The 22,336-nt window shown below is 72.7% G+C and carries 18 protein-coding genes and 1 pseudogene; 12 read left to right on the forward strand and 7 right to left on the reverse strand.

What is annotated here, in order from left to right; translation table 11 throughout:
* Positions 1–44 precede the first annotated feature (44 nt).
* Positions 45–1,388, reverse strand: coding sequence for an amidase (locus tag ACIQOU_RS10515; protein ID WP_401535852.1), 1,344 nt, complete (start codon positions 1,386–1,388; stop codon positions 45–47).
* A 471-nt stretch (positions 1,389–1,859) separates the two neighbouring features.
* Here ACIQOU_RS10515 and ACIQOU_RS10520 point away from each other — a divergent pair, with 471 nt between their 5' ends.
* The 3 genes and pseudogenes from ACIQOU_RS10520 to ACIQOU_RS10530 all read left to right on the forward strand — a co-directional run.
* Positions 1,860–2,198: a hypothetical protein gene (locus ACIQOU_RS10520; RefSeq protein ID WP_401535854.1), complete on the forward strand. Its 339-nt coding sequence runs from the start codon at positions 1,860–1,862 to the stop codon at positions 2,196–2,198.
* Between the two features lie 17 nt (positions 2,199–2,215).
* Positions 2,216–3,751 carry an alpha-L-fucosidase gene (locus ACIQOU_RS10525; protein ID WP_401535855.1) on the forward strand — a complete coding sequence of 512 codons (1,536 nt, stop codon included), beginning with the start codon at positions 2,216–2,218 and terminating at the stop codon, positions 3,749–3,751.
* Positions 3,752–3,866: 115 nt separating this feature from the next.
* A pseudogene (locus tag ACIQOU_RS10530) lies at positions 3,867–4,265 on the forward strand (glycoside hydrolase family 38 C-terminal domain-containing protein); the annotation flags it as partial.
* Between the two features lie 57 nt (positions 4,266–4,322).
* Here ACIQOU_RS10530 and ACIQOU_RS10535 read toward each other — a convergent pair.
* Positions 4,323–5,051 carry a FadR/GntR family transcriptional regulator gene (locus tag ACIQOU_RS10535; RefSeq protein ID WP_401535858.1) on the reverse strand — a complete coding sequence of 243 codons (729 nt, stop codon included), beginning with the start codon at positions 5,049–5,051 and terminating at the stop codon, positions 4,323–4,325.
* Between the two features lie 255 nt (positions 5,052–5,306).
* Between ACIQOU_RS10535 and ACIQOU_RS10540 the strand changes: the two genes are divergently transcribed.
* The 5 genes from ACIQOU_RS10540 to ACIQOU_RS10560 are packed head-to-tail and all read left to right on the forward strand — an operon-like array spanning position 5,307 to position 9,566.
* On the forward strand, positions 5,307–6,647 hold the full coding sequence (locus ACIQOU_RS10540; protein WP_401535860.1) for an L-fuconate dehydratase: 1,341 nt from the start codon (positions 5,307–5,309) through the stop codon (positions 6,645–6,647).
* Positions 6,644–7,399, forward strand: a complete 756-nt coding sequence (locus ACIQOU_RS10545; RefSeq protein WP_401535861.1) for an SDR family NAD(P)-dependent oxidoreductase — start codon at positions 6,644–6,646, stop codon at positions 7,397–7,399. Before ACIQOU_RS10540 ends, ACIQOU_RS10545 begins: the two co-directional genes overlap by 4 nt.
* Positions 7,396–8,388, forward strand: coding sequence for an aldo/keto reductase (locus ACIQOU_RS10550; protein ID WP_401535862.1), 993 nt, complete (start codon positions 7,396–7,398; stop codon positions 8,386–8,388). Before ACIQOU_RS10545 ends, ACIQOU_RS10550 begins: the two co-directional genes overlap by 4 nt.
* A gap of 27 nt (positions 8,389–8,415) precedes the next feature.
* A complete protein-coding gene (locus tag ACIQOU_RS10555; protein WP_401535864.1) occupies positions 8,416–8,730 on the forward strand; it encodes an L-rhamnose mutarotase in 315 nt (104 codons plus the stop codon).
* Positions 8,727–9,566, forward strand: a complete 840-nt coding sequence (locus ACIQOU_RS10560) for an amidohydrolase family protein (RefSeq protein ID WP_401535866.1) — start codon at positions 8,727–8,729, stop codon at positions 9,564–9,566. Before ACIQOU_RS10555 ends, ACIQOU_RS10560 begins: the two co-directional genes overlap by 4 nt.
* 51 nt (positions 9,567–9,617) lie before the next feature.
* Here ACIQOU_RS10560 and ACIQOU_RS10565 read toward each other — a convergent pair whose 3' ends face one another.
* Positions 9,618–11,033 carry a lipase maturation factor family protein gene (locus ACIQOU_RS10565; RefSeq protein WP_401536709.1) on the reverse strand — a complete coding sequence of 472 codons (1,416 nt, stop codon included), beginning with the start codon at positions 11,031–11,033 and terminating at the stop codon, positions 9,618–9,620.
* A gap of 760 nt (positions 11,034–11,793) precedes the next feature.
* Here ACIQOU_RS10565 and ACIQOU_RS10570 point away from each other — a divergent pair.
* Positions 11,794–13,881, forward strand: a complete 2,088-nt coding sequence (locus ACIQOU_RS10570; RefSeq protein ID WP_401535868.1) for a SpoIIE family protein phosphatase — start codon at positions 11,794–11,796, stop codon at positions 13,879–13,881.
* A 139-nt stretch (positions 13,882–14,020) separates the two neighbouring features.
* Complete coding sequence (locus ACIQOU_RS10575; RefSeq protein ID WP_401535870.1) at positions 14,021–14,884, forward strand: Fpg/Nei family DNA glycosylase; 864 nt, start codon at positions 14,021–14,023, stop codon at positions 14,882–14,884.
* A gap of 13 nt (positions 14,885–14,897) precedes the next feature.
* Here ACIQOU_RS10575 and ACIQOU_RS10580 read toward each other — a convergent pair whose 3' ends face one another.
* From ACIQOU_RS10580 to ACIQOU_RS10590, 3 genes are all read right to left on the reverse strand, one after another.
* Positions 14,898–15,557 (reverse strand): zf-HC2 domain-containing protein, encoded by a 660-nt coding sequence (locus tag ACIQOU_RS10580; protein ID WP_401535872.1) that lies wholly within the window; start codon positions 15,555–15,557, stop codon positions 14,898–14,900.
* 190 nt (positions 15,558–15,747) lie between these two features.
* Entirely contained in the window at positions 15,748–16,263 is a 516-nt protein-coding gene (locus ACIQOU_RS10585) for a hypothetical protein (protein WP_401535874.1), read from the reverse strand.
* A 136-nt stretch (positions 16,264–16,399) separates the two neighbouring features.
* A complete protein-coding gene (locus ACIQOU_RS10590) occupies positions 16,400–16,945 on the reverse strand; it encodes a sigma-70 family RNA polymerase sigma factor (protein WP_401535875.1) in 546 nt (181 codons plus the stop codon).
* 235 nt (positions 16,946–17,180) lie between these two features.
* Here ACIQOU_RS10590 and ACIQOU_RS10595 point away from each other — a divergent pair, with 235 nt between their 5' ends.
* The gene (locus ACIQOU_RS10595; RefSeq protein WP_401535877.1) at positions 17,181–18,323 is read left to right on the forward strand and encodes a CapA family protein; all 1,143 of its coding nucleotides are present in this window, start codon (positions 17,181–17,183) and stop codon (positions 18,321–18,323) included.
* A 132-nt stretch (positions 18,324–18,455) separates the two neighbouring features.
* On the opposite strand, the gene ACIQOU_RS10600 is transcribed toward ACIQOU_RS10595, so the two are convergent.
* Complete coding sequence (locus ACIQOU_RS10600) at positions 18,456–18,917, reverse strand: universal stress protein (RefSeq protein WP_401535878.1); 462 nt, start codon at positions 18,915–18,917, stop codon at positions 18,456–18,458.
* Between the two features lie 88 nt (positions 18,918–19,005).
* Between ACIQOU_RS10600 and lysX the strand changes: the two genes are divergently transcribed.
* Positions 19,006–22,290 (forward strand): bifunctional lysylphosphatidylglycerol synthetase/lysine--tRNA ligase LysX, encoded by a 3,285-nt coding sequence (lysX, locus tag ACIQOU_RS10605; protein WP_401535880.1) that lies wholly within the window; start codon positions 19,006–19,008, stop codon positions 22,288–22,290.
* The last annotated feature ends 46 nt before the right edge of the window (positions 22,291–22,336 follow it).

Here is a 22,336-nt window from a genome sequence, read left to right on the forward strand (position 1 = left end):
GCCGTCGTCGGGCGCATCCCCTCACCCCCGCCGCCCCTCGGTGCCTACTCCAGCGGTGCCGTGCGCTGCCACGGGTGACGCTGCTCCATCTGCGCCGCCAGGGCCAGCAGGGTCGCTTCCGTGCCGGGGCGGCCTATCAGTTGAACGGCGCAGGGGGCGCCCGACGGGAGCGTGCCGAACGGGACGGACATCGCCGGCCAGCCGGTGAGGTTCCAGGCCGGGGTGAGGGGCGAACAGCGGCTGTTGGCCAGCACGTTGCGCAGCCAGCCCCGCTGGTGCCACGGCTCGGCGCCCGGCACCTGACCGGCCAGCGTCGGGGTGAGCAGCACATCGTGCTCGGCGAAGAACGGCTCCATCCGGCGCCGCAGTTCCTCCCGGCTGCGGCCCGTGCGGACGCCGTCCACGAACCGTCGGCCGATGGCCGCGTGGACCCGGGTGCGCCGGGCCAGCTGACGCGGGTCGAGGCCCTCGGCGTCGACGGCCGTGCCCGCCGTCCAGTACCGCAGGCCGGTCGTGCCCAGGCTCGCCGGATACGGCGGATCGGCACGCCGGACCTGGTGACCGGCCTTGATCAGCACCCCGGCCGCCTCCCGGGCGGCGTCCGCGAACGGCCTGGTCACCGGGGCGATGGGCAGCGGGCTGCGCAGCGAGACGGCGACCTTGAGCGGGGCGGGCTCCGCCGGGTCCGCCACCTCCGTGTCCGCGAGGACGGCGAGCATCAGCCGGGTGTCCTCGACCGTCGTCGCCAGCGGACCGTTCTCCGCCAGGCCGAACCAGTCGCCCTCACCTATCCCGGCGGGCACCAGCCCGTGCCCGGGCTTGATGGTGACGAGACCACAACTGGCCGCCGGGACCCGCAACGACCCCATGCCGTCGTTGCCGAGGGCGATCGGCGCCATACCGGCGGCGACGGCCGCGGCGCTGCCACCGGAGGAACCGCCCGCGGTCCTGGTCAGGTCCCACGGGTTGCGGGAGGTGCCGTGGACGCCCTCGGTGGTGCAGAACACGCAGAGTTCCGGCACGTTGGTGAGGCCGACGACCACCGCGCCCGCCGCCCGCAGCCGGGCCACCGTGACATGGTCTGCGTCGGCGGGCGTCCGCGAGGTCGCGGCCGAGCCGACCCGCAGGGACTCGCCGCGCACGGCGACGTTGTCCTTGACGGCCACCGGCACGCCCGCCAAAGGGAGTTGGGCCAGATCGCCGCGCGCGGCCACCTCGTCGGCCTCGGCGAGCGCGGCCTCCGTGCGGACCGTGCGGAACGCCCCGACCCGGCCGTCGAGCCGCTCGATCCGGTCGAGATGCTCGGCCACCACCTCCCGGGGTGTGACCCGCTTCTCGCGTACGGCGGTGGCGATCTCGACGGCGGTCCGGCCGACCCAGGCGGTCACGGCGGCTCCTTGGAAGGGGGGAAGGGGGAAGGGGGGGCGATCTCTTCGGGGGAGGGGGGGAGACAGCGGGAGAGGGAGGAGATGGTGGGGGAGGGGAGCGGTCGGTAGGGAGAACTGGTGCGTCACACCCGTGAGTTCGACTCGTGCGTGCGAAGAAGCACTCTGCCTCGCCGACGGCCCCACGTCGAGAGCGACCACCCCGAGGTACCGGCACGTACCGGACACGTCGGCTCTCGGCGGGCGATGCCGTCACCCTCCCGGGGCCTGCCGAGGGCCCGCGCTTGGGCATTCGGGCGGCTCCTCTTGGACTTTTCACGGGGCGCCGCTCGCGCCCGACCCGGCGCTGAGCAGCAGGTCACCCGATCACTCGGTCAACCGGCAGAGCGGGCAGTGCCGTTGACAGGTCTCCGGGGCCCGTCCAGTCATCAGGCCCCCGAGGACGCGCGGGGCTGCTCAGGAGGTCGTGTGTGCATGGCTGAGGTGAGACGGAGAGTGCTGCGGCTGCTCGGGGTCGCGGCGGCGCTGACCCTGTGGGTGGCGCCGGTTCCGGCGGTCGCGACGGAGGTGGCGGCGGCCCCGGTCACGGTGCCCGCGTTGGCCGACTGGGCGCCGGGTGGCCGCCGCCCTCGCCGACGATCTCCGCTCGGCGGGGCACGGGAGCGTGCCGGTCGTGCGGAGCCGGTCGCGGGCGGATACCGGCTCGTCGGCGCCGTCACGCGGATGACCGTGAGCCCCTCCGACGGTGGACGGCTCGTCCAGTACCCGCCCGGCCAACGCCCCCCTGCCGTATGGCAGTTGACCGCCCGCTGATCCGAGGAGCACCCGCCATGGCCGTCTCCAGACGCCTGTTCGTCGCCGCAGCCACCGCCCTCACCGCGACCGGCATCCCCCTCCCCGCCGCCCGAGCCGCCGCACCGGACACCCGCTCCCGCATCCCCGTCTCCCCGCACGACACCGAGGCCGACCTCGTCCGCACGGCCTCCCAAGTCCGGCCCACCGCACGGCAGATCGCCTGGCAGCGCCTGGAACGGACCGCGTTCCTGCACTTCGGCGTGAACACCTTCACCGGCCTGGAATGGGGCACCGGCGACGAGGACCCCGAGGTATTCCAGCCCACCGGACTCGACACCGACCAGTGGGCCAGGGCCCTGAGCGACGGCGGTTTCCGGCTCGCCGTCCTGACCGTCAAACACCACGACGGCTTCGTCCTCTACCCCTCCCGGTACACCGACCACACGGTGGCGTCCAGCAGTTGGCGCGGCGGGCAGGGCGACGTGCTGCGCGCGTTCGCCGACTCGATGCGCCGGTACGGCCTCAAGGTCGGCGTCTACCTCTCACCCGCCGACGAGAACCAGTACCTGCACGGCGGCTACGCCAACGGCAGCGCCCGCACCGCCCGGACCATCCCCACCCTCGTCCACGGCGACGACCGCACCCCGCCGCGCTCGTTCACCCTGGACGCCACCGACTACGGCGCCCATATGCTCAACACCCTCTACGAGGTCCTCACCGAGTACGGTCCCGTCGACGAGGTCTGGTTCGACGGCGCCCAGGGCCATATCCCGCCCGAGAAGGTCGAGGCCTACGACTGGGACAGCTGGTACACCCTGGTGCGGGCCCTCGCCCCGGACGCGGCCATCGCCGTCACCGGACCCGACCTGCGCTGGGTCGGCAACGAGAGCGGCCTGGCCCGCGAGGACGAGTGGAGCGTCATCCCCGTCAAGGAGAACCCCTACGGCCGCACCGACTGGGCGTTGGCCTACGACACCGCCGACGAGGGCAGCCGCGCCGCCCTCGTCACGGCCCTGCCGCACACCGACTACCTCCAGTGGTGGCCCGCCGAGTGCGATGTCTCCCTGCGGGACGGCTGGTTCTACCACCCCGAGCAACAGCCCAAGAGCGTCGAGGAGTTGACGGAGATCTACTTCGGGTCGGTGGGCCGCAACGCGGTGCTGCTGCTCAACGTCCCGCCGGACACCGCCGGGTTGCTGCCCGCCGCCGACGTGACGCGGCTGCGCGAGTTCCGCGAACGGGTGGAACGCGAGCTGCCCGAGGACCTCGCACGCCGGGCCCCGACCAGGCGGGCGCCCGGCCTGGTCACCGTCGACCTCGGCCGGGAACGGGAGGTGGACCGGGTGCGGCTGGCCGAGGACGTGCGGCACGGCCAGCAGGTGGAGGCGTTCGTCGTCGAGGCGCATCGCGACGGCGCGTGGACGCGGGTGAGCGGCTCCGGCACCATCGGCGCGAGCCGCATCCTGCGGTTGCCCGCCCCCGTCTCCGCCCGGCACTGGCGACTGCGGGTCACCGGCGCCCGCGCCGCCGTTCACCTCGCGGAGTTCGGGCTGTACCGGTCGCGACTGTGAGCCGCTCCGGGGCCAAGTCGGCGGTATAGCAGCTCAGTTGATACCCGCTCCTGACGTGCGGATCAGCGAGGCCTCCGGTGGCGGGCGGGCGCGGCTCGCCGGGGAACTGCATGGCATCATCGACGCCGACGAGGTCAGCGCCGGTGCGGACGGGATCTCGGTGCGGGTCGCGCGGACCTTCGGGGCGTCCGGGGTCACCCAGCGGCTGACCCTCGCACCGGGGGAGCGGCGGCTCGTGGTGGACACGGAGGTGGACTGGCACGAGACGGAGAAGTTCCTGAAGCTTGCCTTCCCGCTCGACGTGCACGCCGAACGGTACGCGTCGCAGACCCAGTTCGGGCATGTCCACCGGCCCACGCACACCAACACCGGCTGGGAGTCGGCCAAGTTTGAAGCCTGCGACCACCGGTTCGTGCAACTCGCCGAACCTGGCTGGGGCGTGGCCGTCGTCAACGACTCGACCTACGGCCACGACGTCACCCGCACCGTCCGCACCGACGGCGACTCCGGGAGCGGCGGGGCTACTCCTGAAGTGGTCTGTCTACAAGTGGTCTGTCCACAAGTGGTCTGTCTACTGCGGGAGGTGGGAACGCAGCCATTGCTCGACCTCGCCCACATGGGCCGCCGCAGCCGCTCTCGCCGCCTCCGGGTCGTGGGCGACGAGGGCGCGGTGGATCGCCGCGTGCTCACGGCGGGTGCGCTCGATGACGCCGTCCTCCTGGTAGCCGCGCCAGACGCGGGCCCGGAAGGTGCGCGAGGAGAGGCCCTCCAGGATCGCGGCCATCGTGTCGTTGCCCGCGGCCGCCGCGATCTCCCGGTGGAACGCCAGATCGTGGGCGAGGATCACGTCCGGATCGTCGGTGGCGTTCATCGCCGCGAGGTGCTCCGCCACCGCAGCCAGCCGGTCCGGCGTGATCCGGGCCGCCGCCAGCGCCGCCGCCGTCGACTCCAGGATGCGGCGCACCTCCAGCAGCTCCACCAGACCAGGCCCGCGCGACAGGTCGGCGACCACCCCGAACGTCTCCAGCAGGTCCCCGGCCTCCAGGCGCGTCACGTAGATGCCCGAACCGTGCCGCGCCTCCAGCACGCCCAGCACGGTCAGCGCCCGGATCGCCTCCCGCATCGAGCTGCGCGAGATGCCCAGCTGGACCGCGAGTTCACGCTCGGTCGGCAGCCGCTGGCCCGGCTCCAGGCTGCCGTCGCCGATCATCGCCTTGATCCGCTCGATGGCGCGCTGCGTCACCGTGGCCTTCTGCGGAGCGGGCCCGGTCGGTGTCTGCCCGGCCAGGGTCTTGTCCACGGGCCCACTCCTTCGTTCGCCGGTGCGCCGCAGTCTAACTAGCCAAGTGGTCCGACCACTATGGCTCGGATGCGTCCCCGGGGCACCACGGGACGGGAGAAAAACGCGGGCGTGGGGTGTTGTGGGCGCGAAGTGGTCTGATAAATATGCGGGCAGCCGTTCCAGTTCCCTGTGCGACAACGAGCCCGCCCCGCCCCCCGGCCGCGCTCAAGGACCGACCCCGCGCCTGCCCCGTCCCCGACCGAAAGGCACCCCGTGGCCGCGACGCCCGCCCGCATCATCGCCGTCGACACCCATGACATCCGGTTCCCGACCTCGCGCGAGCTGGACGGCTCCGACGCGATGAACCCGGACCCCGACTACTCGGCCGCCTATGTCGTGCTGCGCACGGACGCCGGGGACGGTCTTGAGGGGCACGGGTTCACGTTCACCATCGGGCGGGGCAACGAGGTGCAGGTCGCCGCCCTCCACGCGCTGCGCGACCATGTGATCGGGCGGAGCGTCGACGAGGTGTGCGCGGACCCGGGATCGGTCAGCCGGGCCCTCGTCGGGGACAGCCAACTGCGGTGGCTGGGGCCGGAGAAGGGCGTGCTGCACATGGCGATCGGGGCCGTCGTCAACGCCGTGTGGGACCTCGCGGCCAAGCGCGCGGGCACACCCCTGTGGCGGCTGCTCGCCGACGCCGACCCCGCCTGGCTGGTCGGCCAGATCGACTTCCGCTACCTCAGCGACGCGCTCACCCCCGAGGAGGCCCTCGACCTGCTGCGCCGGGGCCGGGCGGGCGCCGCCGAACGCACCGCCGACCTCCTCGCGCGCGGCTACCCGGCCTACACCACCTCGCCGGGCTGGCTCGGCTACAGCGACGAGAAACTCACCCGGCTCGCCCGGCAGGCCGTCGCCGACGGCTTCCGGCAGATCAAGCTGAAGGTCGGCGCCGACCTCGACGACGACGTCCGACGGTGCAGAGTCGCCCGCGAGGTCGTCGGCCCCGACGTGCGGGTGGCCATCGACGCCAACCAGCGCTGGGACGTCGCCGAGGCGATCCGCTGGACCCGGGCCCTCGCGCCGTTCGACCCCTACTGGATCGAGGAGCCCACCAGCCCCGACGACATCCTCGGCCACGCGGCGATCCGTGAGGGCGTCGGACCCGTGAAGGTCGCCACCGGCGAGCACGTCCAGAACCGCATCGTCTTCAAACAGCTCCTCCAGGCCGGTGCCCTCGACATCCTTCAGATCGACGCGGCCCGCGTCGGCGGGGTCAACGAGAACCTCGCGATCCTGCTGCTGGCCGCGAAGTTCGGCGTGCCGGTCTGCCCGCACGCCGGCGGGGTCGGCCTGTGCGAACTCGTCCAGCACCTCTCGATGTTCGACTACGTCGCCCTCACCGGCACCACCGAGGACCGCGTCATCGAGTACGTCGACCATCTCCACGACCACTTCCTCGACCCCGTGGTGATCCGCGAGGGCCACTACACGGCACCCACCGCGCCCGGTTTCTCGGCCGCCATGCGCCCCGGGTCGATCGCGCGGTACACCTACCCCGACGGCGCCTTCTGGGCCGCCGACCTCGACACACAGAAGGGACGGGCGGCATGACCGACTTCACTGGACTGAAAGCCCTGGTCACCGGCGGCGCCTCCGGCATCGGCAGGGCGACAGCCGACCTCCTCGCAGCGCGCGGCGCCCAGGTCGCCGTCCTCGACCTCGACCCGTCCCCGGTGACCGCACCCCTGCTCGGCTACCGGGCCGACGTCACCGACGACGCGTCCGTGCGGGCCGCCGTGGCCGCCGCCGTCGCCGACCTCGGCGCCCTGGACGTCGTGATCAACAACGCGGGCATCGGCGCCCAGGGCACGATCGAGGACAACGACGACGCCGAGTGGGCCCGGGTCCTCGACGTCAACGTGGTCGGCATGGTCCGCGTCGCCCGCGCCGCGCTGCCGCACCTGCGCGGCTCCCGGCACGCGGCGATCGTCAACACCTGCTCCATCGCGGCCACCGCCGGACTCCCGCAACGCGCCCTGTACAGCGCGACCAAGGGCGCCGTGTACTCCCTCACCCTCGCCATGGCCGCCGACCACCTCCGCGAGGGCGTCCGCGTCAACTGCGTCAACCCCGGTACCGCGGACACCCCGTGGATCGGCCGCCTCCTCGACCAGGCCGCCGACCCCGCCGCCGAACGCGCCGCGCTTGAGGCCCGCCAGCCCAGCGGACGGCTCGTCGCGGCCGACGAAGTCGCGGGCGCCATCGCCTACTTGGCGAGCCCCCTGTCCGGCGCGACCACCGGCACCTCCCTCGCCGTCGACGGCGGCATGCAGGGCCTGCGGCTGCGACCGGCGACCCGGTGACCCGGCTCGGCGCAGGGCGCGTCGAGGTCGGCCCGCTCGGCTTCGGCGCCGCCGCCCTCGGCAACCTCTTCACCGAGGTCGGCGACGAGCAGGCGCACGACGCGGTGACCACGGCCTGGCAGCAGGGCGTCCGCTACTTCGACACCGCCCCGCACTACGGCCTCGGCCTGTCCGAACGGCGCCTGGGCGCGGCCCTGCGCGAGCACCCCAGGTCGGCGTACACCCTGTCCACCAAGGTGGGCCGGCGCCTGGAACCCGCCCCGGACGGCACCGGCGACGACCTCGCCGACGGCGGGTTCGCCGTCCCCGCCGACCAGCGCCGGGTCTGGGACTTCAGCGCCGACGGAGTGCGCCGCACCCTGGAGGCGAGCCTGACGCGGCTCGGCGTCGACCACATCGACATCGTCTACCTCCACGACCCCGACGACCACGCCGACGAGGCCTTCCGGCAGGGCTACCCGGCCCTGGAACGGCTGCGCGCCGAGGGCGTCGTCGGCGCCATCGGGGCCGGCATGAACCAGACCGGGATGCTCACCCGGTTCGTCCGCGACACGGACGTCGACGTCGTCCTGTGCGCCGGGCGCTACACCCTCCTCGACCACAGCGCCCTCGCCGACCTCCTCCCGGCCGCCCAGGAACGCGGCACGTCCGTCGTCATCGGCGGCGCCTTCAACTCCGGCCTGCTGGCCGACCCGAGACCCGGCGCCACCTACAACTACGCCTACGCACCGGCCGAGTTGCTCGACCGGGCCCTGCACCTGCGGTCCCTCGCCGAGCGGCACGGCACCACCCTGCGGGCCGCCGCCCTCGCCTTCTGCGCCGCGCACCCGGTGGTCGCGAGCGTCCTGGTGGGCGCCCGCTCCGCCGCCGAAGTCCGCGACTGCGCCCAGCAGTTCACGACACCGGTACCGGCCGCCTTCTGGCAGGAACTGCGCACGGAGGGCCTGCTGCCACCGGAGGCACCGCTACCCACGGAACAACCGTCGTGAGGGGGGCGCGGTGAGAGGGGAGCCGTGGTGAGGGTCGCGCTGCACACCAAGGTCAAGGCGGACCGCATCGCCGACTACGAGGCCGCCCACCGCGAGGTCCCCGAGGAACTGACGGCCGCCATCCGCGCGGCCGGAGCGGTCTCCTGGACGATCTGGCGCAGCGGCACCGACCTCTTCCACCTCCTGGAGTGCGACAACTATCCACGCTTGCTTGCCGAGTTGGAGGCGCTGCCCGTCAACGTGGCGTGGCAGGCGCGGATGGCGGACCTGCTCGACGTCGTCCACGACTACTCCGCCGAGGGCGCCGACGCGGGCCTGCCCGTGGTGTGGGAGCTGCCATGACGATCGACGCCCACCACCATGTGTGGGACCTCTCGATCCGCGACCAGGACTGGATCACGGGACCCGAACTCCAGCCCCTGCGAAGGAACTTCACCCTGGCCGACCTGGCACCCGAGGCGCGGGCCGCCGACGTCACCGGCACGGTCCTCGTGCAGACGGTCACCGTGCCCGAGGAGACCCCGGAGCTCCTCGCCCTCGCCGCCACGCACGACCTGGTCGCCGGGGTCGTCGGCTGGACCGACCTCACCCGCCCGGACCTCGCCGACACCCTCGCCCGTCTGCGCGCACTCCCCGGCGGCCGGTACCTCAAGGGCATCCGCCACCAGGTGCAGGGCGAACCCGACCCCGGCTGGCTGCTGCGCCCCGACGTCCGCCGAGGCCTCACGGTGCTCGCGGCAGCGGGGCTCGCCTACGACCTCGTCGTCCTCCCGCACCAGCTCCCCGCCTGCGTCGAGGCCGCCGCCACCCACCCCGAACTCCTCTTCGTCCTCGACCACTTGGGCAAACCTCCCCTCGCGTCCGGCGCCCTGCAACCCTGGGCGGCCGACCTCCGCGCCCTCGCCGCCCGCCCCAACACGCTCGCCAAGCTCTCCGGCCTCCCCACCGAGGCCGACCCCGCCTCCTGGACGACGGACGAACTGCGGCCGTACGTCGACACGGCCCTGGACGCCTTCGGCCCGGCCCGCCTGATGTTCGGCTCGGACTGGCCGGTGTGCACGCTGGCCGGGACGTACGGTGAAATGCTGGACGCGGCAAGGGAGTTGACGGCCACGCTCAGCCCGGAGGAACGGGCGGAGGTGTTCGGGGGAACGGCCACCCGGACCTACGGGCTGTGAAGCGACGCCGTGTTGCGCAGCTCGCGTCCGCCGTCGTCGCCGTTGCCGCCGCTACCGTCGTTCGCTCGTGAGGCGGGTCGGTGGGAGGTACTCGCGCACGAAGGTCCGCTCCCACCACGCCCCGGTCTCCCTCAACTCCCGCCAGCTGGTGTACCGGTAGCGGTAGAGGCGGGCGCGCAGGTAACGCGGCGGGGCGTCGGGCGGGAAGGGGGAGCGGCGCAGCAGACGGAGGGTGGCACGGTCGTTCTCCAGCAGCCGTTCCACCAGCCTCCCGAACCATTCCTCCGCGTACGCCGGTGACAGCGCCGCGAACCACATCATCCAGTCCAGGCGCAGATGGTAGGGCGCGAACTGGCGTGGCAGCCGCCGTGGATCACCCGGCTTGCCCTTGAACTCGTAGGCCCGCCAGTCCCCGTCGGCACGCGGCACCTCGTCCGCCGTTCCCTCGATCACGATCTCGTGGCGGACCCGGCTGACGCTGCCGAACGCGCCGTAGGTGTTGACCAGGTGGAGCGGGTCGAAGGAGCGGTTCATGACCTGGCGCCGGGAGACCAGGTTGCGGACCGGGCGGTAGCTGAGGGCCAGCAGCAGCGCGCCGACCACGAGGACCAGGACCTCGAACCAGAGCGGGGCGGCCGGGGCGGTATGTCCGGCGGCGGGGAGGTGGACCGCCGACAGGGCGAGGGTGATCGTGATCCAGTTCAGCCAGGCGAAGTTGCCGGACAGGATCAGCCACAGCTGGGTGACGATCATCAGGCACGCGGCGATCGACGCCACCGGCTGCGGGGCGAACAGGAAGAAGGGCACGACGAGTTGGGTGACGTGGTTCGCCGCGGCCTCCGCCCGGTGCACGGGGCGCGGCAGATGGTGGAAGAACCAGCTCAACGGGCCCGGCATCGGCTGGGTCTCGTGATGGTGGTAGAGACACGTGAGCTTCCGCCAGCACGCGTCGCCGCGCAGTTTGATCAGACCCGCGCCGAACTCCACCCGGAACAGCACCCAGCGCAGCAGGAACAGCACGACGACCGGCGGCGCCACCGTGTCGTTGCCGAGGAACACGGCGAGGAAGCCCACCTCCAGGAGCAGCGACTCCCAGCCGAACGCGTACCAGGTCTGACCGACGTTGACGATCGACAGATACAGCGCCCAGGGCAGCAGCCACAGCAACATCCCGGCCCAGAGCGGGAGGTGTGAGTCCGCCCCGGCCAGGAGCGCCACCGAGACCGCGCAGCCCGTGCCCGCCCAGAGGGCGAAGAAGCGGTCGGAGAAGTGGAGCTGGAACACGCTGGGCGCGTGCCGGAACGGCATCCTCGCGACCAGCCGTGCCACCGGCAGCAGTCCGCGTTCACCGATCAGCGGGCGGAACTGGAGGAGGGCCGTCAGGAACGCCACGAGGTAGACGGCGGCCAGCGCGCGCTGGAACATCAGCCGGCTCCAGCCGTACGCGGATGCGTCGAACCAGTCCACGGTCGTGGATACCTCCTCCTCGGGCTCCTCGGGCGCCTCATTCAACATCGTGACGCTGTGTGTGCCGCCGCTCCGGTTGCGTAACCCAAGAGGGTGACGCAGAGAATGAGAGGAACGGTTCGGAGCGTCTCCGGGAGGACCAGGAGGGTCACGTGCGGGTACCTGCCGGAAGCGTGGTCGTGGGGTTCGCGGTCTCAGCGGTGCTCCTTGTCGCCGGGTGCGGGGGTGAGGTGCGGGACACCGCCTCGGAGACGGTTGGGGAGGGCGTTGGGGAGGGTGTTTCCCGTTCCCCCGGGTCGGGTGAGCCGGGTCGGTCGTCGGCTTCCGCGCCGTCGTGGCTGGTCGCGCCCACGCGGCGGAGCCCCGTTGCAGACGACAGCCCCGCGCCGTTTCCGGGGCGCTACCCGGCCGTGAGCCGATTCGTCACGCCCCCGCCCCCTGCTGACGTAGCCTCTGCGACCTCGTCAGAGGCGCCGGAGACGACCGAGACACCGGAGGCCGCAGTGGCGGCAGAGGCGGCAGAGGCGGCAGAGGGAATGGCCGTCGGCCCCGAGGAAGCCCCCGCCTACTCGGACGAGTGGGATGACATCGGGCCCGCGTTCGTGCCCGAGGTGCCTGATCCGGTTGATGGGGGTGGGCTGATACCCGATGCTTCGGAGCCGGACGGTGTGTTCGACAGTCCTGTCCCCGTTCTGGGGTGGTGAGCGCGGGCGTACGCCCCGCGGTCGAATATTCGGCCGAATCCTGGCATGGTGGGCCCATGGCTGATCGGGGTGGGAGCGCCCTGTCACTCCCGGACGACTGGCCCGCCCACCCGGACCCGATCCTGGCGCTCAACCAGATGGGCAGCTTCGACTGGGACCTGGACGCCGGTCTGTTCCACATGGACGCCCAGGCCCACGAGGTCTTCGACCTGCGCCCCGACGAGTACGACGGCGACCCGGAGAGCCTCGGCGTACGGGTCCCGATCGCCGAGGGACGCCGCCTCGACACCCTCGTCGCGCAGGCCATCAAGGACGGCAGCGAGAACTACGGCGCCTACTTCCGCCTCCGCCGCCGTGACGGCACCCTGCGCTGGACCCACACCCAGGGCTACATCCGGCGGGACGAGACGGGCCGCCCGCGCCGGATCATCGGGATCGTCCGGGACGCCACCCGGGAACTGAGCGACACCGAGGCCCGCAGCGAGCAGGCCGCCCAGGACGCCGCCCGCCGCGAACAGACCAACGTCGTCCAGCTCACCACCGCCGCCCTCGCGCACGCCAGGACCGTCCAGGACGTCATCGACGTTCTCAAGGACACCCACGGCCTCACCCATCTGGGCGCCACCAGCCTCGTCATGGGCCTGGCCGAGGCGGGCCGCATCCGGCTGGTCGCCGAGGGACCGGCCGGCAGCTTCGTGCCCGGCACCCTCGTCACCGGCATCGAGGAGCCCTACCCGATGAGCGAGGTCGTGCGGACCCTCACCCCGCGCTTCATCGAGTCGCCGCAGGAGTTCGCCGAGCGGTACCCGATCCTCTGGCCGAACATCACCGACCTGAAGATCACCGCCGCCGCCTATCTCCCGCTCATCGTCCAGGGCCGCCCGATCGGCGCCATGGGCCTGCTCTACAACGACCGTCAGAGCTTCGCGCCCGAGGAACGCAACGTCCTGGTCGCCCTCGGCAGCAGCATCGCGCAGAGCATGCAGCGCGCCATGTTCTACGAGCAGGAGAAGGACCTCGCCACCAACCTCCAGCAGGCCATGCTGCCGCGCACCATCCCCAGCGTGCGGGGCGCCGACATCGCCGTCCGCTACCGGGCCGGCACCACCTCCGGCTCCCTCGGCCGGGACATCGGCGGCGACTGGTACGACCTGATCCCGCTGCCCGGCGGCCGGGTCGGTGCCGTCATCGGAGACGTCCAGGGACACGACGCGCACGCGGCGGCCGTCATGGGCCAGCTGCGGATCGTGCTGCGCGCCTACGCCGCCGAGGGACACACCCCCGGCGCCGTGATGGCCCGGGCCTCCGTCTTCCTCCACGAACTCGACACCGACCGCTTCGCGACCTGCCTGTACGCGGAGGTCGACCTGTCCACCGGCGTCGTCCAGGTGGTCCGGGCCGGTCACATCGACCCGCTCCTGCGCCACCCCGACGGGAGCTGCCGCCGCGCCCCGGTGGAGGGCGGCCTCCCGCTGGGCCTGTCCGCCGAGTTCGGGCGCCTGGACTACCCCGTCTCCACCGTCGAACTGGACCCCGGCACCACCCTCCTGCTCTGCACCGACGGCCTGGTCGAACAGCCCGGCATCGACCTCGACGACGGCATCCAGATCCTCGTCGCCCTCATCGCCGACGGCCCCCACGACGTCCGTGACCTCGCCGACCACCTGATCGAGGTCGCCGAGGAACGCGGCGGCGACGACGATGTCGCCCTCCTCCTGCTGCGCCGCCGGGGCCTGGACACGCCACATTCCGGCGGCCGCCTCCAGCAGCACGTGGCGCCCGGCGACCCCGAGGCCCTCACCGTCGCCCGGCACCTGATCCGGGCCGCGGTCCGGACCTGGGGCGCCGGTGCGCGGGCCGACGAGATCGAACTCGTCGCCGACGAACTGATCACCAACGTCCTCGTGCACACCGAGGGCGCGGCCGTCGTCACCCTGCGGGTGCTGACCGGCGGTGAACGCAGACTGCGGGTCGAGGTCGAGGACGCCTCCAGCGCCCTGCCGCGCCGCCGGGACGCGGGGGAGTCGGGCGTCACCGGACGCGGGCTGCTCCTGGTCGACCTGCTCACGGACGCGTGGGGCGTGGAGGCACGGGGCCGCGGCAAGTGCGTGTGGTGCGAGTTCCTGGTGCCGGGCGGCGACTGACCCCGGCGGCGCGACCGACCTGGCTGACCCCAGCGGCATCACCGGCCCCAGCGGCAGTACCGGCCCGAACCGCAGCACCGCCCCGAACCGCAGCACCGGCCCCGGTGGCATCGTTCGCCTCGAATGGCACCCTGGAGACATGCCGGAACTCCCCGAGGTGGAAGCGCTCAAGGACTTCCTCACCGAGCACCTGGTCGGACACGAGATCGTGCGGGTGCTGCCCGTCGCGATCAACGTCCTGAAGACGTACGACCCGCCGCTCAGCGCCCTGGAGGGCCACCGGGTCGCCGCCGTGCACCGGTACGGCAAGTTCCTCGACCTGGCGACGGACGGCGGCCCGCACCTCGTCACGCATCTGGCGCGGGCGGGCTGGCTGCACTGGAAGGACCGCCTCCCCGACGGACCGCCCCGCCCCGGCAAGGGCCCCCTCGCGCTGCGGGTCGCCCTGGAGACCGGCGAGGGCTTCGACCTCACCGAGGCGGGCACCCAGAAACGCCTCGCCGTCTACGTCGTCCAGGACCCGCAGCAGGTGCCCGGTGTCGCGCGGCTCGGCCCCGACCCGCTCGCCGACGACTTCGACGAACAGCGTCTCGCGGCGCTCCTCGCCCCCGAGCGGCGCCGCCTCAAGGGTGCCCTGCGCGACCAGAGCCTCATCGCCGGGGTCGGCAACGCCTACAGCGACGAGATCCTGCACGCCGCGAAGATGTCCCCGTTCAAGCTGGCGTCCTCCCTCACCGCCGAGGAGACGACCCGCCTCCACACGGCCCTGCGCACCACCCTCACCGAGGCCGTCGAGCGCTCCCGGGGTGTCGCCGCCGGGCGGCTCAAGGCGGAGAAGAAGAGCGGCCTGCGCGTCCACGGCCGTACCGGGGAGCCGTGCCCGGTGTGCGGGGACACCATCCGCGAGGTCTCCTTCAGCGACTCCTCGCTCCAGTACTGCCCGACCTGTCAGACCGGCGGCAGGCCGCTCGCCGACCGGCGGCTGTCCCGGCTGCTCAAGTAGGGCCGGACGCGGGTCACTTGGGGTCGAGCGTGACCAGGTGGTCGCCCTTGAAGGTACGCAGCTCGTAGCGCGCGACCTCGCCGGGGTGCAGATCCGAACTGCCCTGCATCGTGTGGGCGCGGGCGTCGTGCGCGGGCACGGTCCAACTGGTCAGCGTGTGCTCGGAGCCGTCCGCGGCGACGGCGATCAGATGACAGGAACGCGGGCCCGCGCCATCCTTGACCTCCAACTTCACCTCGCTGCCGTACACCTGGTCGGCGACCGTCAACCGGGCCCACACACCGCTGCGTTCATCGGTCGCCGCGACCTGCTCGCCGGTGCCCCCGCCCCCGCCGTCGCCCGCCTGCACGGCGAGCGCGGGCCCGCCGACCACGAGCACCGCCGCACAGGCGACCGCGTACAGCAGCCGCCTGCGCCCGGCCCGGTGCCGGGCGGCGACCTCGGTCACCAGCCGGTCCAGGAGGCCGGGGCCCGGATTGGTCATGGGGTGCACGAACCGCGGGGTGGCCCGGCGGTACAGCATCAACTGCCGTGTGACGGGCCCGAATTCGGTGACGTGCGCCGCGCAGCGCGGGCACTCCATGAGGTGGTCCTCGAAGCGGAAGGCGTCCGCCTCGTCCAGCACGCCGAGCGCGTACGCGGCGACGTCGCGATGCCTCTCCAGGGACCTCATGCCGAATCCTCGTGCCGTTGGGTGCGGGTGGGGTTACTCGTTGCTCCCACCCGTACGCACAGGGCCGTCGAATCACTCAAGGCAGGTACCGAATCGCAACCTTGGGGTTCGGAGCGGTCGACCCCATGGATTGGTCCCGGTCGAAAACCGGCCGGAAGAGATCGGCCGGAAGCCTCCGGCCGGACCGGACCTAGAAGAGATGGATGGCCAAGTGGCCCAAGGGCAGGCCGAGTTGCCACGCCTTCGTCCACACCTTCGGCCCCTCGTCCTCGCCGCCCGCCGGGGCGCCGCCCGGCACCGCGTTCAGGTCGGGCGCGAGCAACTCGGTCTCCTCCAGCCAGCGCCAGGCCTCCCGGGCCAGCTCCAGATCGGGCGAGGGCAGCCCGGACGCGAGCGCCTCGGCGGCGCGCCCCGCCATCGCCTCGCGCACCCACTCCTGCCACGGCTGGTCGTACGCCGTCAGCGACAGCCAGGTCTCCAACTGTGTGATCACCCGGATGCCGGACAGCTCGCCCTCGGTGTCCGAGAGGAAGACGGTCAGCGCCAGCGCGTCCCGCCCGGCCCGGAACTCGAAGGACGTCGGCGGCATCAGATCGCCCGTCCGCAACAACTCGTCGGCGATGTACTCGGCGTACAACCAGGCCATCGGGACGGTCAGTTCGCCGCCGCCGGTGCCGTCCGTGCTCTCGTGACCTCTGTGCAGCATCCCGTTCTGCCTTCCTCCGGTACATGCGCGTCGCCCGGACCCGGGCCCCCGGTCCGGAACACGGATGAGGACAGCCGATTACTCAACCGGGGTCCTCAGCAAGGCGCTTTACCGAGGTTTGACCGAGCCTTCGGTTTCACCGCAGGTCGGCCGCGTAACCGGGAAGCACCCGGCGCAGGGCGCGCAGCGCGTAGTACGCGCGGGACTTCACCGTACCGGGTGGGATTCCGAGGGTTTCGGCGGCTTCCGCCACACTCGCCCCTTGGAAGTACACGAGTACCAGCACGTCACGGTGGCCGGGAGTGAGTGTCTTCACAGCCTCGCGCACATCGAGGGCGGCGGCGGCCCGTTCGGCGTGGTCGGCACTGACCCGCGCGTTCTCCAGGATCGCGTCGCCCACCTCGGGCGGCCGCGCCTGCCGGGCCCGCCGCGCGTCGATGGCGAGCCGCCGGCCGACCGTCAGCAGCCAGGGCCGCACCGAGTCGAAGGCGTTGTCGCGCAGCGCCTCGGGGTGCTGCCAGGCGCGTACCAGGGTCTCCTGGACGAGATCCTCGGCCCGCTGCCGGTCGCCGTCGCAGAGCCGGAGCAGGAACGCGAAGAGAGGCCGGCCGTGCTCGCGTTGCAGTGCGACGAGCTCGTGCTCGGCGGTCGTCCCGTGCGTGAGAGTGGTTCCGGCCGTCATGGGCGATATGGCATCGCAGCGTGGCGATTTGTGACAGGGCGTACACGCTCCGGTGCGGCGGACGGTCGATCGCGTCGACGAGCGGTGCGACGAACGGTCCCGAACGCGCCTGCGCCCCGCTGCTGACAATCCGTCAAATGTGGCGGACGGGCTAATCGGTGGCCCCGGGTCGTTTGGGGGAGCCTCCGCGACCGTACCTATTTGTATGCAAATAGGACCACATTGGGGTGAGCTGATGATTGCACGCAGACGACAGGTTGCCCTGGCCCTGACGGCGATCCTCGCCGGAGGCGCCGCCTGCCAGGCCCAGCACCACGCACCGTCCCACGGCGCCGGGGCCCCGGCCGCCCACGGGTTCACGCTCCTCGCGTCCGGGGACGTCCTCCCGCACACCTCGGTCATCGACCGCGCGCGCTTCGACGCGGGCGGCGAGGGCTACGACTTCCGGCCCATGCTCGCCGACGTCCAACCCCTCGTCTCCCGCGCCGACCTGGCGCTGTGTCACATGGAGACCGTCTACGGCGCCGACGGCGACTACAGCGGCTACCCCGCCTTCAAGTCCCCGCCCGAGATCGCCCAGGGGCTCGCCGCCACCGGCTACGACGGCTGTTCCACCGCGTCCAACCACACCGTCGACGACGGCGCCGACGGCATCCGCCGCACCCTCGACGCCCTCGACCGGGCGGGCGTCCGGCACGCCGGGTCCGCCCGCACCGAGGCCGAGGCACGCACCGTCACCGTGCTGCGCGCGGGCCCCGCCAAGGTCGCCCACCTCGCCTACACGTTCGACACCAACGGCCTCCCGCTGCCACCGGGACAGCCCTGGGCGGTCAACCTCATCGACGAGAACAAGATCATCGCCGATGCCCGGGCCGCCCGCGCGGCCGGTGCCGACGCCGTCGTCGTCTCGATGCACTGGGGCACCGAGTGGCAGGACGAACCCGACCAGCGCCAACTCGACCTGGCCCGCCGCCTCACCGCCTCCGGCCCCAGGGACCGCCCCGACATCGACCTCATCCTCGGCACCCACGCCCACGTCCCGCAGGCCTACGAGAAGGTCAACGGCACCTGGGTGGTCTACGGCATGGGCGACCAGATCGCCGGCGAGATGTACAACGACACCGGCGCCCACGACCCGCGCGGCAACCAGTCCACCCTGGCCCGCTTCACCTTCGCCCCGCCGGCCGGCCCCGGCGCCCGCTGGCAGGTCACCAAGGCCGAGTACATCCCGCAGCTCTACGACATCGACGCGGGCCGGGTCGTCGACGTCGACAAGGCGATCGCCGACGGCGCCGACCTCCAGAGCGTCCGCGACCACATCAACGACGTGGTCCTCAGCCGGGGCGCCGCGAAGGACGGGCTGGTGGTGGGGAAGTAGGGGGCCGTACGGACGGCCCCTTGAGCGCCGGTCCACGGCGACGGGCGGGCACGACGCCGTCGTCGCCGGGCCCCCGCGAGCCGGACGGGGACGGCACCACCGTTGCCGATCGCCGTCCCGTGCGGCGGGCGGCTACGGCACCACCGTCACCGGCCAGCGGCCCGCCTTCACCAGACGGACCGCCACCGAACCGACGATGCGATGGCCCGCCTGCTCCGAGGCGCCGACCACCACCGCGTCCGCCGTCAGCTCGTCCGCCGCCTTGACCAGACCGGTGTAGGGGTCGCCGCGGAAGGTGTGGAACTCCCAGCGCACATCGAATATCCCCTTCGTGCGCTCCGTCGCCTCCCGGATGTGGGCCACCAGACTCTCGGCGATCTCGTCCGTCGTCTCCGCGACCGGCGCCCCGAGCGCCGCCCCCGCCGCCAGCACCGGCTGCACGTACACCACCGCGAGCAACGCGTGCTGGCGCCGGGCCAGACCTCCGGCGTAGGCCGCCGCCCGCAGCGAGGAATCGGAGCCGTCCACCCCGACGACGATGACCTTCGGGCCGTCCGTGCCCCGTTCGAACCCCTGCGCCTGCTGTTCCGTCACGGCCGTGAGGCTATCGGAAGCAGCCGCTCCGGCCGCCCGCCGGGTTCTCGACGGGCGCGCGGGCCCGCGACTTCCTAGAGTCGGAACCATGAGTGCCACCGCGGGGGCCGCACCGGCGAAGGATCTCCCCGGCCCCGGCCCCGGACGGCCGCCCGGGACCGACCGGCTGAGCCGGGTCCCCGAGAGCTTCGCGACCTTCTTCGGCGTCATCGGGCTGCTCTGTCTGCTGCTCGCGTTCATCCCGCCGCTGCGCGACCTGCTGCGCCCCGTCGTCCGCTTCCTCGACCTGGTGGCCGTCCCGGTCAGCGCCAACCTCGCCTACGCCGTCTTCCTCTTCCTGCTGGCCGCCGCGCTCGGCGCCCGCAAGAAGATCGCCTGGTGGCTGGTGGTCGTCTACCTCGGCCTGCTCGTCGTCACCGACATCGTCGGCGTCGTCGTCGGCCTGTACGACGACTCCGTGCCCTCCCTCGTGGTCTGCGGCTGCGCGCTGGCGCTGCTGATCGTGGCCCGCCGTGAGTTCTACGCGGCCTCCCGCCGGGCCGCCGTGCGCCGCGCCCTGAGCGTCCTGCTGGCGGGCCTGCTCCTCGCCGTCCTCGCCGGCTGGGGCCTGGTCGCGCTGTTCCCCGGCACCCTCACCGACGGACAGTGGCCGGCCTGGGCCGCCGACCGGGTCCTCGGCGGCCTCGCCCCGCCGCGCACCTTCTCCGGGCGCCCGCCGCACGTCCTGTACTTCCTGCTCGGCCTCTTCGGCGCCCTCGCCCTCCTCAACGCCGCCGCCACCCTCTTCCGTTCACAGCGCCTGGAAGCCGCCCTGCACGGCGACGAGGAGGCCCGCATCCGCGCCCTCCTGAAGGCCTACGGCGCCGACGACTCCCTCGGCTACTTCGCCACCCGCCGCGACAAGGCCGTCGTCTTCTCGCCCAGCGGCAAGGCCGCCGTCACCTACCGCGTCGAGGCCGGCGTCTGCCTCGCCAGCGGCGACCCCGTCGGCGACCGCGAGGCCTGGCCGCGCGCCATCGCCGCCTGGCTGGACCTGGCCCGCAGACACGCCTGGGCGCCCGCCGTGATGGGCGCCTCCGAGGACGGCGCCAGGGCCTTCGCCCGAGCCGGTCTCGGCGCCCTGCAACTCGGCGACGAGGCCATCCTCGACGTGCCCGGCTTCGACCTCGACGGCCGCGACATGCGCGTCACCCGGCAGGCCGTGCGCCGGGTCCGCCGCACCGGCGCCACCTGCCGGGTACGCCGCCACGCGGCCCTCACCGACGAGGAGATGGAAGCGGCCGTCGACAAGGCCGACGCCTGGCGCGACACCGAGACCGAACGCGGTTTCTCCATGGCCCTGGACCGCCTCGGTGACCCGGCCGACGGCGACTGCCTCCTCGTCGAGGCCCTCGCCGGCGACGGCCGACTGCTCGCCCTGCTCTCCTTCGTGCCCTGGGGCCGCGACGGCGTCTCCCTCGACGTGATGCGCCGCGACCGCAGTGCCCCCAACGGCGTCATGGAGTTCATGGTCGCCGAACTGTGCGCCGTCGCCCCGAAACTCGGCGTCCGCAGGATCTCGCTGAACTTCGCCGTCTTCCGCTCGGTGTTCGAGGAAGGCGCCCGGATCGGCGCCGGGCCGGTACTGCGGCTGTGGCGCCGCCTGCTCGTCTTCTTCTCCCGCTGGTGGCAACTGGAGGCCCTCTACCGCTCCAACGCCAAATACCACCCCCTCTGGTACCCCCGCTTCATCTGCTACGCCGACGCCGGTTCCCTCGCCCGCATCGGCCTCGCCTCCGGGATCGCCGAGGGCTTCGTCTCCGTACCGTCCCTGCGCACCCTGTGGGGCCGGGGCCACACCAGGGCCCCCGTCAGGCCCGCGACCACCGAGGGGCTGCCCCCGCTGTCCGCGCTCGGCCCCGACCAGGACGCCGCGACCACCCCCGACGCCCCGCCCGCCGCCCGGTCCGACCAGGTCAGGGCCCGCCTGCGCACCCTGGAACGGCTGCGCGCCGACGGCACCGACCCCTACCCGGTCGGCGTCCGGGCCCGCACCCACACCCTCGCCGGGATCAGGAACGGCGACGAGGTCACCGTCGCCGGACGCGTCCTGCTCGTGAGGGACTTCGGCGGCGTCGTCTTCGCCGTGCTGCGCGACTGGTCGGGCGACCACCAACTCGCCCTCACCCGCGCCGGGTCCGGCGCGGCCCTCGACCGTTTCACCGCCGACACCGACATCGGCGACCACATCACCGCCACCGGCCGCGCGGGCCTCAGCGACCGGGGCGAACCCACCGTCTTCGTCACCTCCTGGCAACTCCTCGCCAAATGCCTGCACCCGCTGCCCGACAAACACCGCGGCCTGACCGACCCCGAGGCCAAGGTCCGCCGACGCCACCTCGACCTCATCTGTGCCCCCGACGCCCGCGAGGTCGTCCGCGCCCGCTCCCGCGCCGTGCAGGGGCTGCGCCAAGGCCTCCTGGACCGGGGCTACCTGGAGGTCGAGACGCCGATGCTCCAGCAGATCCACGGCGGCGCCAACGCCCGCCCCTTCACCACCCACATCAACGCCTACGACCTCGACCTGTACCTCCGTATCGCCCCGGAGCTGTACCTGAAGCGGCTGTGCGTCGGCGGCCTGGAGAAGGTCTTCGAACTGGGCCGGACCTTCCGCAACGAAGGCGTCTCCTACAAGCACAACCCCGAGTTCACGATGCTGGAGGCCTACCAGGCGTACGCCGACTACGACGTGATGCTCGACCTCACCCGCGAACTGATCCAGGGTGCCGCCACCGCCGCGTTCGGCTCACCCGTCGCCCGCACGGACGGCACCGAGCACGACATCTCCGGTACCTGGCCCGTCAGGACCGTGTACGGCGCCCTCTCCGACGCGCTCGGCGAGGAGGTCGACGCGGACACCCCGCTGCCCGCGCTGCGCCGCCTGTGCGACCGCGCGCACGTCCCCTACGCCGACCAGGACGGGCGCGGTGACGTCGTCCTGGAGATGTACGAGCGGCTCGTCGAGGAACGCACCCGGCAGCCCACGTTCTACAAGGACTTCCCCACCGACGTCTCCCCCCTCACCCGGCAGCACCGCACCGACCCCCGGCTCGCCGAACGCTGGGACCTGGTGGCCTTCGGCACCGAACTCGGCACCGCCTACTCCGAACTGACCGACCCCGTCGAACAGCGCCGCCGGCTCACCGCCCAGTCGCTGCGCGCGGCCGGCGGCGACCCCGAGGCGATGGAACTGGACGAGGACTTCCTCGACGCCCTCGAATACGCCATGCCGCCCACCGGCGGACTCGGCATCGGCGTGGACCGGCTCGTCATGTTCCTCACCGGCCTCACCATCCGCGAGACCCTCCCCTTCCCGCTGGTCCGGCGCCGCTGACGGCGCTGCTCGGCCGAGCGGGTGCTTTCCTGCCGCCGCACCGGTA

This window comes from Streptomyces sp. NPDC091279 (assembly GCF_044757465.1).
Taxonomy (GTDB): Bacteria; Actinomycetota; Actinomycetes; order Streptomycetales; family Streptomycetaceae; genus Streptomyces.